This window comes from Flavobacterium arsenatis (genome assembly GCF_031456785.1).
GTDB classification, from domain to species: domain Bacteria; phylum Bacteroidota; class Bacteroidia; order Flavobacteriales; family Flavobacteriaceae; genus Flavobacterium; species Flavobacterium arsenatis.
Genome location: NZ_JAVDVI010000003.1, coordinates 160,623 through 174,015, shown reverse-complemented (window position 1 = coordinate 174,015; position 13,393 = coordinate 160,623). Strand labels below are relative to the sequence as shown.

Annotated in this window: 10 protein-coding genes and 1 tRNA gene; all 11 read right to left on the bottom strand. The window is 37.0% G+C overall.

All coding sequences use genetic code 11. The annotated features are described in order from the left end of the window. Positions 1–49: 49 nt before the first annotated feature. The 11 genes from J2X31_RS04840 to tuf all read right to left on the bottom strand — a co-directional run bounded on the left by J2X31_RS04840 (position 50) and on the right by tuf (position 13,340). Positions 50–361 carry a DUF3467 domain-containing protein gene (locus J2X31_RS04840; protein ID WP_310024898.1) on the bottom strand — a complete coding sequence of 104 codons (312 nt, stop codon included), beginning with the start codon at positions 359–361 and terminating at the stop codon, positions 50–52. A gap of 96 nt (positions 362–457) precedes the next feature. Further along, positions 458–4,768 carry a DNA-directed RNA polymerase subunit beta' gene (rpoC, locus tag J2X31_RS04835; protein WP_310024897.1) on the bottom strand — a complete coding sequence of 1,437 codons (4,311 nt, stop codon included), beginning with the start codon at positions 4,766–4,768 and terminating at the stop codon, positions 458–460. A 235-nt stretch (positions 4,769–5,003) separates the two neighbouring features. Further along, complete coding sequence (gene rpoB / locus J2X31_RS04830) at positions 5,004–8,816, bottom strand: DNA-directed RNA polymerase subunit beta (RefSeq protein WP_310024896.1); 3,813 nt, start codon at positions 8,814–8,816, stop codon at positions 5,004–5,006. A gap of 256 nt (positions 8,817–9,072) precedes the next feature. After that, complete coding sequence (gene rplL / locus J2X31_RS04825) at positions 9,073–9,444, bottom strand: 50S ribosomal protein L7/L12 (RefSeq protein WP_310024895.1); 372 nt, start codon at positions 9,442–9,444, stop codon at positions 9,073–9,075. Positions 9,445–9,519: 75 nt separating this feature from the next. Continuing rightward, on the bottom strand, positions 9,520–10,014 hold the full coding sequence (rplJ, locus tag J2X31_RS04820) for a 50S ribosomal protein L10 (protein ID WP_310024893.1): 495 nt from the start codon (positions 10,012–10,014) through the stop codon (positions 9,520–9,522). A 22-nt stretch (positions 10,015–10,036) separates the two neighbouring features. After that, positions 10,037–10,726 (bottom strand): 50S ribosomal protein L1, encoded by a 690-nt coding sequence (gene rplA / locus J2X31_RS04815; protein ID WP_310024892.1) that lies wholly within the window; start codon positions 10,724–10,726, stop codon positions 10,037–10,039. A 7-nt stretch (positions 10,727–10,733) separates the two neighbouring features. Next, the gene (gene rplK / locus J2X31_RS04810; protein WP_310024891.1) at positions 10,734–11,174 is read right to left on the bottom strand and encodes a 50S ribosomal protein L11; all 441 of its coding nucleotides are present in this window, start codon (positions 11,172–11,174) and stop codon (positions 10,734–10,736) included. Positions 11,175–11,244: 70 nt separating this feature from the next. Next, the gene (nusG, locus tag J2X31_RS04805; RefSeq protein ID WP_026704162.1) at positions 11,245–11,796 is read right to left on the bottom strand and encodes a transcription termination/antitermination protein NusG; all 552 of its coding nucleotides are present in this window, start codon (positions 11,794–11,796) and stop codon (positions 11,245–11,247) included. A 6-nt stretch (positions 11,797–11,802) separates the two neighbouring features. Continuing rightward, entirely contained in the window at positions 11,803–12,000 is a 198-nt protein-coding gene (gene secE, locus J2X31_RS04800; RefSeq protein ID WP_026704161.1) for a preprotein translocase subunit SecE, read from the bottom strand. Between the two features lie 18 nt (positions 12,001–12,018). Further along, positions 12,019–12,089 (bottom strand) — tRNA-Trp (locus J2X31_RS04795). Positions 12,090–12,146: 57 nt separating this feature from the next. Further along, positions 12,147–13,340, bottom strand: coding sequence for an elongation factor Tu (gene tuf, locus J2X31_RS04790; protein ID WP_310024889.1), 1,194 nt, complete (start codon positions 13,338–13,340; stop codon positions 12,147–12,149). Positions 13,341–13,393 lie beyond the last annotated feature (53 nt).

The window sequence follows — 13,393 nt, the reverse complement described above, 5'->3', positions numbered from 1 at the left end:
ATATTCCTATTAACAAAAAAAGCCCTTTCATAATTTGAAAGGGCTTTTATTATGCTTGTCCGGTTGGACCAAAATTTAACGGTATTGGAGGTTGCTCCGAATCTTTAATTTCTCCGTGGGCTAGTTCATATCTGTGAATGTTTTCACCCATAGCTTTTAGAAGTCTTTTGGCATGTTGAGGTGTCAAGATAATTCTTGACTTTACCTTAGCCTTAGGTGTTCCCGGCATTATGCACACATAATCCAATACAAACTCTGATGCAGAATGGTTGATTATGGCTAAATTAGAATAGATACCTTCAGCCGTTTTTTCGTCCAGTTCGATATTTATCTGACCTTGGTTTTGATTTTGATCGCTCATAAAATTATTTTAGATGTTTAAATTAAAAAAACCTAACAGACTAGTCTGTTAGGTTTAGTAAATATAGAAAGAATATTTTTCCTTTTAGAATAAATCCTAGTAATTGTACTCTTCTTTTGTTGCCATCATTTCATTGAAATCTTCTTTTGATCCTACGATAGTGTTATCGTATTCTCTCATACCTGTTCCTGCAGGGATTCTGTGTCCTACAATAACATTTTCTTTCAATCCTTCTAAGTAATCTACTTTACCAGCTACTGCTGCTTCGTTCAATACTTTAGTAGTTTCCTGGAACGATGCCGCAGAGATAAATGATTTAGTCTGTAACGAAGCTCTTGTGATACCTTGCAATACTGGCGTTGCAGTTGCAGTGATTACCTCACGTGCTACAACTAGGTTCTTATCATTACGTTTCAATTGTGAGTTTTCATCACGCAATTCACGAGAAGTAATGATCTGTCCTGGTTTCAAGTTATCTGAATCTCCAGCGTCTTCAACCACTTTCATTCCGTATAATTTATCATTCTCAACGATAAAGTCTTTTGTATGGATCAATTGATCTTCTAGGAATAAGGTATCTCCTGGATCTTGAACTCTAACTTTACGCATCATCTGACGAATCACAACTTCAAAGTGCTTGTCGTTGATTTTTACACCTTGCAAACGGTACACCTCTTGAATTTCATTAACCAAATACTGTTGAACAGCAGCCGGCCCTTGAATTCTCAAGATATCATCTGGAGTAATAGCACCATCAGACAATGGAACTCCAGCTCTAACAAAGTCATTTTCTTGAACAAGAATCTGGCTTGAAAGTTTTACAAGATATTTCTTGACTTCACCAAATTTAGATTCGATAACAATCTCACGGTTACCTCTTTTGATTTTTCCAAAAGAAACAACACCATCAATCTCAGAAACTACTGCCGGGTTTGAAGGATTACGAGCCTCTAACAACTCTGTAATTCTTGGAAGACCTCCTGTAATATCACTCGATTTAGATGAACGACGTGGTATTTTCACCAAAATCTTACCTGCTTTGATCTTCTCACCATTTTCAACCATCAAGTGGGCTCCAACTGGTAAGTTATAAGAACGGATCAATTCACCATCTTTACCGTAAACCAATAAAGTTGGGATTAATTTTTTGTTTCTTCCTTCAGAAATTACTTTTTCCTGGAATCCTGTTTGCTCATCGATTTCAACCATGAACGATTGTCCTTGCTCTAAATCTTCGTAAGCAATTTTACCAGTAAATTCAGAAATAATAACTCCATTATATGGATCCCACTTACAGATTACAGTTCCTTTTTCTACTTTATCTCCGTCTTTAACGAAAATACTAGAACCGTAAGGTAAGTTATGCGTATTCAATATAATACCTGTTTTATCATCAACCAATTTCAATTCAGTTGAACGTGAAACCACAATGTCAACAGTATTTCCTTCAGAATCTTCACCTTTAACCGTTTTCAAATCTTCTATTTCTAGACGACCGTTGAATCTTGTAACGATGCTTGACTCTTCAGATAAACCTCCCGCAACCCCTCCAACGTGGAAGGTACGAAGTGTCAACTGTGTTCCTGGCTCTCCAATTGACTGTGCAGCAATTACACCAACAGCCTCACCTCTTTGAGTCATTTTTCCAGTTGCAAGGTTACGACCATAACATTTGGCACAGATACCTTTTGTAGCTTCACAAGTTAATGGAGAACGTACTTCTACTTTCTCGATTGGAGAAGCTTCAATAACTCTCATTATTGCTTCGGTAATTTGCTGACCAGCTTTCACTAAAACTTCAGTCGTCAAAGGATTGATTACATCTTGCAATGCAACACGCCCTAGGATTCTTTCACCTAAAGTTTCAACTATTTCTTCATTCTTTTTCAATGCAGAAACTTCCACACCTCTTAAAGTACCACAATCTTCGATGTTAACGATAACATCTTGAGAAACGTCGTGAAGTCTTCTTGTCAAGTATCCAGCATCGGCCGTTTTCAAAGCCGTATCCGCTAGACCTTTACGAGCACCGTGAGTAGAGATAAAGTACTCAAGGATCGAAAGACCTTCCTTAAAGTTAGAAAGAATCGGGTTTTCAATAATTTCACCACCACCGGCTGTAGATTTTTTAGGCTTAGCCATCAAACCACGCATACCAGTCAACTGACGAATCTGTTCTTTAGAACCCCTCGCTCCAGAATCAAGCATCATATATACAGAGTTGAAACCTTGTTGGTCTTCTCTAATATTTTTCATTGCCAATTCTGTCAATTGAGCATTTGCTGAAGTCCAGATATCAATAACTTGGTTGTAACGTTCGTTATTGGTAATAAGACCCATATTATAATTCGCAGAAATACCTTCAACTTGTTCTCTGGCATCGGCGATTAATTGTGTTTTTTGTTCAGGAATTCTAATATCCCCTAATGAGAATGACAATCCACCTTTAAATGCAAACTTGTACCCCATATCTTTCATATTGTCCAAGAAGGCAGCCGTTGTAGGTACATTGGTTACACTTAAAATGTGACCGATAATATCTCTAAGGTTTTTCTTAGTCAATACATCATTGATATAACCAGCAGCTTCTGGAACTACTTCATTAAACAATACACGACCAGCGGTTGTTTGAATGATTTTGTATACCAATTCTCCATTTTCGTTGAAATCTTTTGCTCTAATTTTCACTCTAGCATTCAATTCAACTTTACCTTCATTCAAGGCAATGTTTACTTCTTCTGCAGAATAGAAAGTTAAATCTTGTCCTAAAATTTTCATTTCTGGAGTTGACAGACGCTCTTTGGTCATATAATATAGACCCAAGACCATATCCTGAGAAGGTACCGTAATTGGAGCACCATTTGCGGGGTTCAAGATATTATGAGAAGCCAACATCAATAATTGAGCTTCCAAAATAGCTTCTGGTCCAAGTGGCAAGTGAACTGCCATCTGATCCCCATCAAAATCCGCATTAAATGCCGTACAAACCAATGGGTGAAGCTGAATGGCTTTTCCTTCAATCAATTTTGGCTGGAATGCCTGAATACCTAGTCTGTGCAAAGTTGGAGCACGGTTAAGCAATACAGGGTGCCCTTTAATTACGTTTTCAAGAATATCCCAAACTACTGGCTCTTTCTTGTCGATGATTTTTTTGGCCGACTTAACTGTTTTTACAATTCCTCTTTCTATCAATTTACGGATCACAAAAGGTTTGTAAAGCTCAGAAGCCATATCTTTTGGCAAACCACACTCAAACAATTTCAATTCAGGTCCAACGACGATTACCGAACGAGCAGAATAATCCACACGTTTACCCAAAAGGTTTTGACGGAAACGACCTTGCTTACCTTTTAACGAATCAGAAAGTGATTTTAATGGTCTGTTTGATTCTGTTTTAACAGCAGATGCTTTTCTTGTATTATCGAATAACGAATCTACAGATTCCTGCAACATACGTTTTTCGTTTCTCAAGATAACCTCAGGAGCTTTGATTTCCATCAATCTTTTCAAACGATTGTTACGGATGATTACTCTTCTGTACAAATCATTCAAATCTGAAGTTGCAAAACGACCTCCATCAAGTGGCACCAACGGACGTAATTCTGGTGGAATAACTGGAACTACTTTCATAATCATCCATTCAGGGCGATTTTCTCTGTTCAAGTTAGACTCACGGAACGATTCAACAACTTGAAGTCTTTTTAAAGCCTCAGTCTTACGTTGTTTAGAGGTTTCGTTATTAGCAGCGTGTCTTAAATCATAAGACAAAGTATCCAAATCGATTCTTGCCAATAAATCCATAATACATTCAGCACCCATTTTGGCGATGAATTTATTAGGATCATTGTCATCTAAATATTGGTTTTCCATTGGAAGAGTGTCCAAGATATTCAAGTACTCTTCTTCAGTTAAGAAGTCCAATCTTTGTAAAGATTCTCCATCAGGATTTTGAGCGATACCAGCTTGGATTACTACATATCTTTCGTAGTAGATAATCATATCTAATTTCTTAGATGGAAGACCAAGGATATAACCAATTTTGTTTGGAAGAGAACGGAAATACCAGATATGAGCGATTGGCACAACAAGGTTGATGTGTCCTACTCTATCACGACGTACTTTCTTTTCTGTAACTTCCACACCACAACGGTCACAAACGATACCTTTGTAGCGGATTCTTTTATATTTACCGCAAGCACATTCGAAATCCTTTACAGGTCCGAAAATTCTTTCGCAGAAAAGACCATCACGTTCTGGCTTATGCGTTCTGTAATTGATCGTTTCAGGTTTTAAAACTTCACCTCTAGATTCTGCCAAGATAGATTCTGGAGAAGCCAAACCGATTGAAATTTTATCAAACCTTTTTACGGTATTTTTGTCTTTATTATTATTTCTATTATTCATCATAGTTTTTACTATTGATTTATTTGCAATTAAAATTGATTTTGTTGTACAGCCGTTGTACTGCAACGGCTCTACCCACGAATTACTTCTCTAAACTTCAAGCGACTCTTGAAGTGCTAATTATTAAACTATTTGCTTAATAAAAAATCGGAACGGTTTACGGGTATAAATCCTAAAAACTTTATAAACATCAAAATAGAGAACGTTGCAATGCAACGTCTCTACAATGATCTATTTATTATTCTTCTAAACGAATGTCTAATCCAAGACCTTTCAATTCGTGCATCAATACGTTGAACGATTCTGGCAATCCTGGTTCTGGCATGCTTTCACCCTTAACGATAGCTTCGTAAGTTTTAGCTCTACCAATAACGTCATCCGATTTCACTGTCAAGATTTCTCTAAGTGTGCTTGATGCTCCATAAGCTTCAAGTGCCCAAACCTCCATCTCTCCAAAACGCTGACCTCCAAATTGAGCTTTACCTCCAAGTGGTTGTTGTGTAATCAACGAGTATGGTCCGATAGAACGAGCGTGCATCTTATCATCAACCATGTGTCCAAGTTTCAACATGTAGATCACTCCGACAGTTGCAGCTTGATGGAAACGCTCTCCAGTTCCACCATCATAAAGATAGGTGTGACCGAAACGTGGAATTCCAGCTTCATCCGTCAATTCATTGATTTGGTCTAGAGTTGCACCATCAAAAATTGGAGTAGCAAATTTTCTACCCAAATTCATACCTGCCCAACCTAAAACTGTTTCATAAATCTGACCGATATTCATACGTGAAGGTACCCCAAGTGGGTTCAACACGATATCAACTGGTGTTCCGTCTTCCAAGAAAGGCATATCTTCGTGACGAACGATTCTTGCAACAATACCTTTGTTACCGTGACGTCCCGCCATCTTATCCCCAACTTTCAACTTACGTTTTTTAGCGATATATACTTTAGCCAATTTCAAGATACCAGCTGGCAATTCATCTCCAACAGTAATCGTGAATTTCTCTCTTCTCAATGCACCTTGTAAATCGTTCAGCTTGATTTTATAGTTATGGATCAAATCATTAACCAACTTGTTAGTTTCATCATCAGCAACCCATTGACCTTTACTCAAGTGAGCGAAATCTTCAACAGAATTCAACATTTTTTGAGTGTATTTTTTACCTTTTGGCAAAACTTCTTCACCCAAATCATTCATAACTCCTTGCGAAGTTTTTCCGTTTACGATATTGAAAAGTTTATCAACTAATTTGTCTTTTAACTCAACAAATTTCACTTCAAACTCCATTTCAAGAGAAGACAAATCGTCTTTATCTTTACCTCTCTTACGTTTATCTTTTACGGCTCTTGCGAATAATTTTTTATCCAAGACAACACCGTGCAATGATGGAGAAGCTTTCAAAGAAGCATCTTTTACATCACCCGCTTTATCACCGAAGATCGCTCTTAAAAGTTTTTCTTCAGGAGTTGGATCCGATTCTCCTTTTGGAGTAATTTTCCCGATTAGGATGTCGCCAGGTTTTACCTCTGCTCCAATTCTAATCATACCGTTTTCATCTAAATCTTTGGTAGCTTCTTCAGAAACGTTCGGGATATCGTTCGTTAATTCTTCGTTACCTAATTTAGTATCCCTAACATCCAATGAATAATCATCAATGTGGATAGAAGTAAAAATATCGTCTCTTACAACTTTTTCAGAAATCACAATCGCATCCTCGAAGTTATACCCTTTCCAAGGCATAAATGCTACTTTAAGGTTTCTACCTAAAGCAAGTTCTCCGTTTTGAGTTGCATAACCCTCAGAAAGTACTTGGCCTAATTTCACCCTGTCACCTTTTCTTACGATAGGTTTCAAGTTGATAGAAGTACTCTGGTTGGTTTTTCTGAATTTGATCAAATTATAAGTTTTTTCATCTGGGTCAAAACTTACCATTCTCTCTTCTTCGGTCCTGTCGTATTTAATGGTGATGATATTAGCATCAACATATTCAACAGTTCCATCACCTTCTGCATTGATCAATACTCTAGAATCAGACGCCACTTGTCTTTCAAGACCCGTTCCAACAATTGGAGCTTCTGGTCTCAACAATGGTACCGCCTGACGCATCATGTTCGATCCCATCAAGGCTCTATTCGCATCATCATGTTCCAAGAAAGGAATCAATGAAGCTGAAATCGAAGCAATTTGGTTTGGAGCAACGTCAGCATAATCAATTCTAGATGGCTCAACTACTGGAAAATCTCCTTCTTCTCTTGCAATTACTTTATCAGCCATGATGTTTCCATCAGCATCAATTTCAATATTCGCTTGAGAGATTAATTTTCCTTCTTCTTCTTCAGCACTTAAATATACTGGAGTAGAAACCAAGTCAATTTTACCATTTGTTACTTTACGGTATGGAGTTTCAATGAATCCCATTCCGTTTACTTTCGCATAAACTCCAAGAGAAGAAATCAAACCAATGTTTGGTCCCTCTGGTGTTTCAATCGGACATAAACGACCGTAGTGTGTATAGTGAACGTCACGTACCTCAAATCCGGCTCTCTCTCGCGAAAGACCCCCTGGTCCAAGGGCAGACAATCTTCTTTTGTGTGTAATCTCTGCTAATGGATTCGTTTGATCCATAAATTGAGACAACTGGTTCGTTCCAAAGAAAGAGTTGATAACTGACGATAATGTTTTTGCATTGATCAAATCAATTGGTGTAAACACCTCGTTATCTCTAACGTTCATTCTCTCACGGATGGTTCTTGCCATACGAGCCAAACCTACACCGAATTGAGCAGAAAGCTGTTCACCCACTGTTCTAACACGACGGTTTGACAAGTGATCGATATCATCAATCTCTGCTTTAGAGTTGATCAATTCGATTAAGTATTTAACAATGGTAATGATATCTTCTTTGGTAAGCACTTGCTTTTCCATTGGAATATCCAAACCAAGTTTTTTGTTCATTCTGTAACGACCTACTTCACCTAAATTGTAACGTTGGTCAGAGAAGAACAATTTATCGATAATACCACGAGCAGTTTCTTCATCAGGCGGTTCTGCATTACGCAATTGTCTGTAGATGTGCTCAACGGCTTCTTTTTCAGAGTTGGTTGGATCTTTTTGAAGCGTGTTGTGGATGATGGCATAATCAGCTTGATTAGCATCTTCTTTATGCAACAAAATAGATTTAACGTTAGCCTCAATGATCTCTTCCACATTATCTTTATCGATAATAGTGTCACGATCAAGGATGATCTCGTTACGTTCGATAGAAACTACCTCACCAGTATCTTCGTCCACGAAATCTTCGTGCCAAGTATTCAATACACGTGCAGCTAATTTTCTACCTACATATTTTTTTAAGCTTGTTTTAGAAACCTTAATTTCTTCAGCTAGGTCAAATATTTCAAGGATATCTTTATCTCTTTCAAAACCAATTGCTCTAAATAGAGTGGTAACTGGTAATTTTTTCTTTCTATCGATATAAGCATACATTACGCTGTTGATATCGGTAGCAAATTCTATCCAAGAACCTTTGAAAGGAATTACTCTGGCAGAATATAATTTGGTTCCATTTGCATGGAAAGATTGTCCAAAGAAAACACCTGGTGATCTGTGCAATTGCGAAACAACAACACGTTCAGCACCATTGATAACAAATGTACCACTTGGCGTCATATAAGGAATTGTTCCAAGATAAACATCTTGTACAATAGTTTCAAAATCTTCGTGTTCAGGATCTGTACAATATAGTTTTAGCCTAGCTTTTAAAGGCACACTATAAGTAAGACCTCTCTCTATACATTCTTGAATTGTATAACGTGGTGGATCAACAAAATAATCAAGGAACTCTAAAACGAATTGGTTTCTAGTGTCAGTGATTGGAAAGTTTTCCATGAAGGTGTTATAAAGGCCTTCGTTGCCTCTTTCGTCAGATTTGGTTTCCAATTGGAAAAAATCTTTAAAAGATTTAACCTGAATATCCAAGAAATCAGGATATTGAGGAATATTTTTTGTAGAGGCAAAATTCAATCTTTCAGTCTGATTTGTTATCATCAATGGACAAAATTTTGATTAAAAAAAAGTGATTTTTTTGTGTGTAAACACTAAGTAATCCTTACTTTCTTTTATAATCTGTACATCTTTAAAAATAAACCAAGTTGGAGTTTATTTCTTTCTTCGTACGGATTAAAAGCTATTCGTATTCAACTCAATGACTAATAAAACCGGATATAATTTTATTATACGAAAAATGGTTTAGGTCATTGAGCATAACTCAAGACCTAAACCTAGTTCTTAAAACTGAGTAAACTTATTTAAGCTCAACTACAGCTCCAGCCTCTTCTAATGATTTTTTAAGACCCTCAGCCTCATCTTTAGAAACACCTTCTTTAACGTTTGCAGGAGCTCCGTCAACTAAATCTTTAGCTTCTTTAAGACCTAAACCTGTAAGTTCTTTTACAGCTTTAACTACTGCTAATTTAGAAGCACCAGCTTCTTTAAGAACAACTGTAAATTCAGTTTGCTCTTCAGCAGCAGCAGCATCACCACCACCACCAGAAACTACAACAGCAGCTGCAGCTGGTTCAATACCATACTCGTCTTTTAATATTGTTGCTAAATCGTTAACTTCTTTAACTGTCAAGTTAACTAATTGTTCTGCGAATTGTTTCAAATCTGCCATTTTTTCTATCGTTTAAAATGATTTGTAAAATATAATTTATTATTGTGCGCGTTTTTTTGACTTAATTCAAAAGAATTAAGCAACCTCTTCGTCTTTGAATTGGTTTTTAAGAGCTGAAATAACTCTTTGAGCAGGAGATTGAAGCAATCCGATGATTTCTCCAATAACCTCTTCTTTAGATTTAAGCGATGCTAATGAATCTAACAAGTTATCTCCGATGTAAATTTCAGAATTGATGTAAGCTCCTTTAAGAACTGGTTTATCTGATTTTTTACGGAACTCTTTCATGATTTTTGCTGGAGCATTTGCAGTATCAGAAAGGAAAATAGATGTATTCCCTTTCAAGATAGATGGCAAATCACCATAATTATTATCTGAAGCTTCCATTGCTTTTTCAAGCAAAGTGTTCTTAACAACTTCTAATTTGATACCTGCTTTAAAGCAAGCTCTTCTTAAGTTTGAAGTAGTTTCTGCATTTAATCCAGAAATGTCTGCTACATAAACAACATTTGTCCCGGCTAACTGTGCAGTTAAATCTTCAATCGCGATTGATTTTTCTTCTCTAGTCATACTAAAAATTTTTAACTACCAATTATACAGCTTTAGGATCTAAAGCTATAGCAGGACTCATTGTTGATGAGATGTGGATACTTTTGATATAAGTACCTTTCGCTGCAGTTGGTTTCATTTTGATTAATGTTTGAATAATTTCATGTGCGTTTTCAGTAATCATGTCAGCTCCAAATGAAACTCTTCCGATTCCAGCATGAACGATACCAGTTTTATCAACTTTAAAGTCGATTTTACCAGCTTTTACTTCAGTTACAGCCTTAGCAACATCCATAGTAACTGTACCAGTTTTAGGGTTTGGCATAAGACCTCTTGGCCCTAAAATTCTTCCTAATGGACCTAATTTACCCATTACAGCTGGCATAGTGATGATTACATCAACATCCGTCCAACCGTCTTTGATTTTTTGTAAATAGTCATCCAAACCTACGTAGTCAGCACCAGCAGCTTTTGCTTCAGCTTCTTTATCTGGAGTTACAAGAGCCAAAACTCTTACATCTTTACCAGTTCCGTGAGGTAATGTAACCACACCTCTAACCATTTGATTTGCTTTTCTTGGATCTACACCCAATTTTACAGCGATATCTACAGACTCGTCAAATTTTGCAGAAGCAATATCTTTAATCAATGCAGAAGCATCTTTCAAAGAATACAATTTGTTCTTTTCAATTTTTGAAGCAGCCTCTTTTTGCTTTTTTGTCAATTTTGCCATGTTTCTCTTATTTTAAAGGAGAATCTCCAGTTACAGTTATACCCATTGATCTAGCTGTTCCTGCGATCATACTCATAGCAGACTCGATAGTGAATGCATTTAAATCAACCATTTTGTCTTCAGCAATTGTCTTGATTACATCCCAAGACACGTTTGCAACTTTCTTACGATTAGGTTCACCTGATCCAGACTTTAGCTTTGCAGCTTCCATTAACTGAACAGCAGCTGGTGGAGTTTTTACAACAAAATCAAATGATTTGTCTTTATAAACTGTAATTTGCACAGGGCAAACTTTGCCGGCTTTATCTTGGGTTCTAGCATTAAATTGCTTACAGAATTCCATGATGTTAACACCAGCAGCTCCCAAAGCAGGTCCAACCGGTGGCGACGGGTTCGCAGCACCTCCCTTAACTTGTAGTTTAACTACTTTACTAATTTCTTTAGCCATTTCTTAAATTTTTACATCTATCAATTGGAAGCGATTGATGCGGTTATTATAATATGTGTGTAACAAAAAATTATACTTTTTCAACTTGCATAAAACTCAATTCCAAAGGTGTTTTTCTTCCGAAAATTTTCACCATTACTTCAAGTTTACGCTTTTCTTCATTAATTTTTTCAACCGTTCCATTGAAACCGTTGAAAGGACCATCAATAACCTTGATTGTTTCTCCTATGTTGAAAGGAATAGAATGTGTATCGGTTTTAACAGCCAATTCATCGACCTTACCAAGCATTCTGTTTACTTCTGATAATCTTAATGGAACTGGGTCTCCGTTTTTAACTTCTCCCAAGAAACCAATAACACCTGTAATAGACTTAATAATATGAGGAATTTCGCCAGCAAGATTAGCCTCTATCATTACATAACCAGGAAAATAAACTTTGTCTTTTGTGATTTTTTTACCCTCACGCACCTGCACTACTTTTTCAGTTGGCACAAGAACCTGAGAAATATAATCACTCATTCCTAATCTGCTGATTTCGGTTTCGATATAAGCTTTCACTTTATTCTCTTGTCCGCTAACCGCTCTAACAACGTACCATTTTTTCACATTACTGTCTGTCATCACAAATTAAGCTTTTATCCAATTAAAAAAACCAGCCAATGCTTTTGCAAAAACCTCATCTACTCCCCAAGTTGCCAAGGCGAATAATATTGAAAAAACAGCAACTACAATTGTAAGACGTTGTACTTCTGCCCATTCAGGCCACGTTACATTTGATCTTAATTCAACAAATGCTTCTGATATATAATTAACAACTTTTGACATTATAATTTTGTTTTATTGCACGGGCGGAGGGATTCGAACCCCCATCAACGGTTTTGGAGACCGCTATTCTACCCTTGAACTACGCCCGTATTAAAAACCAGTCTCGTTTTCAGAACGAGACTGGTTTTGGAAAATATTCTTATAGATTAACCTACAATTTCAGTTACCTGTCCAGCACCTACAGTTCTACCACCTTCACGGATAGCGAAACGTAAACCAACGCTCATTGCGATTGGGCTCAACAAAGAAACATTGATAGTTAAGTTATCTCCTGGCATTACCATCTCTACTCCCTCTGGTAAAGTAATAACTCCTGTTACGTCAGTTGTACGTACGTAAAACTGTGGACGGTAGTTATTGTGGAATGGAGTATGACGTCCACCTTCTTCTTTTTTCAAGATATAAACCTCAGCTTTAAAGTTAGCGTGTGGTTTTACTGATCCTGGCTTAATGATAACCATTCCTCTTTTGATAGATTCTTTATCAATACCTCTTAACAATAAACCTACGTTATCTCCAGCTTCACCTCTATCAAGGATTTTACGGAACATCTCAACTCCTGTAATAGTAGAAGTTAATTTATCAGCTCCCATACCAATGATTTCAACAGCATCACCTGTATTAGCAATTCCAGTTTCGATACGACCTGTAGCAACAGTTCCACGACCTGTAATTGTAAATACATCCTCAACTGGCATCAAGAAAGGTTTTGCAGTATCACGAACTGGCTCTTCGATCCAGCTATCAACAGCCTCCATCAATTCAAGAATTTTAGGAACCCATGTAGCATCTCCATTCAATCCACCTAAAGCAGAACCTTGAACTACAGGACCATTATCTCCATCATATTCGTAGAAAGACAATAAGTCTCTGATTTCCATTTCAACTAGCTCTAAAAGCTCAGCATCATCAACCATATCCACTTTGTTCATGAAAACAACCATTCTAGGAATACCTACCTGGCGACCTAAAAGGATGTGCTCACGTGTTTGTGGCATTGGTCCGTCAGTTGCAGCTACAACTAGGATAGCTCCATCCATTTGAGCAGCTCCAGTAACCATGTTCTTTACGTAATCCGCGTGACCCGGACAGTCAACGTGAGCATAGTGACGGTTAGCTGTTTCATACTCTACGTGAGATGTATTAATTGTAATACCTCTTTCTTTTTCTTCTGGAGCGTTATCAATCTGATCGAAAGATTTTGCAGCATTTTTAGAAAAACCAGCTTCAGTCAATACTTTAGAGATTGCTGCAGTCAATGTAGTTTTTCCGTGATCTACGTGTCCAATTGTACCTATATTAAGGTGTGGCTTGGTACGACTAAAATTTTCTTTTGCCATTTTACTTAATTTTTAATCTTAGTTATATATTAGTGTTCAAATTCTTACTTATT

What these genes read in the sequence shown, in the direction of transcription:
- J2X31_RS04840 (WP_310024898.1), bottom strand. Translation starts at nt 361, where the DNA reads ATGAGCGATCAAAATCAAAACCAAGGTCAGATAAATATCGAACTGGAC.
- rplA (WP_310024892.1), bottom strand. Translation starts at nt 10,726, where the DNA reads ATGGCAAAATTGACAAAAAAGCAAAAAGAGGCTGCTTCAAAAATTGAA.
- nusG (WP_026704162.1), bottom strand. Translation starts at nt 11,796, where the DNA reads ATGACAGACAGTAATGTGAAAAAATGGTACGTTGTTAGAGCGGTTAGC.
- tuf (WP_310024889.1), bottom strand. Translation starts at nt 13,340, where the DNA reads ATGGCAAAAGAAAATTTTAGTCGTACCAAGCCACACCTTAATATAGGT.
- rplJ (WP_310024893.1), bottom strand. Translation starts at nt 10,014, where the DNA reads ATGACTAGAGAAGAAAAATCAATCGCGATTGAAGATTTAACTGCACAG.
- rpoC (WP_310024897.1), bottom strand. Translation starts at nt 4,768, where the DNA reads ATGATGAATAATAGAAATAATAATAAAGACAAAAATACCGTAAAAAGG.
- rplL (WP_310024895.1), bottom strand. Translation starts at nt 9,444, where the DNA reads ATGGCAGATTTGAAACAATTCGCAGAACAATTAGTTAACTTGACAGTT.
- rplK (WP_310024891.1), bottom strand. Translation starts at nt 11,174, where the DNA reads ATGGCTAAAGAAATTAGTAAAGTAGTTAAACTACAAGTTAAGGGAGGT.
- rpoB (WP_310024896.1), bottom strand. Translation starts at nt 8,816, where the DNA reads ATGATAACAAATCAGACTGAAAGATTGAATTTTGCCTCTACAAAAAAT.
- secE (WP_026704161.1), bottom strand. Translation starts at nt 12,000, where the DNA reads ATGTCAAAAGTTGTTAATTATATATCAGAAGCATTTGTTGAATTAAGA.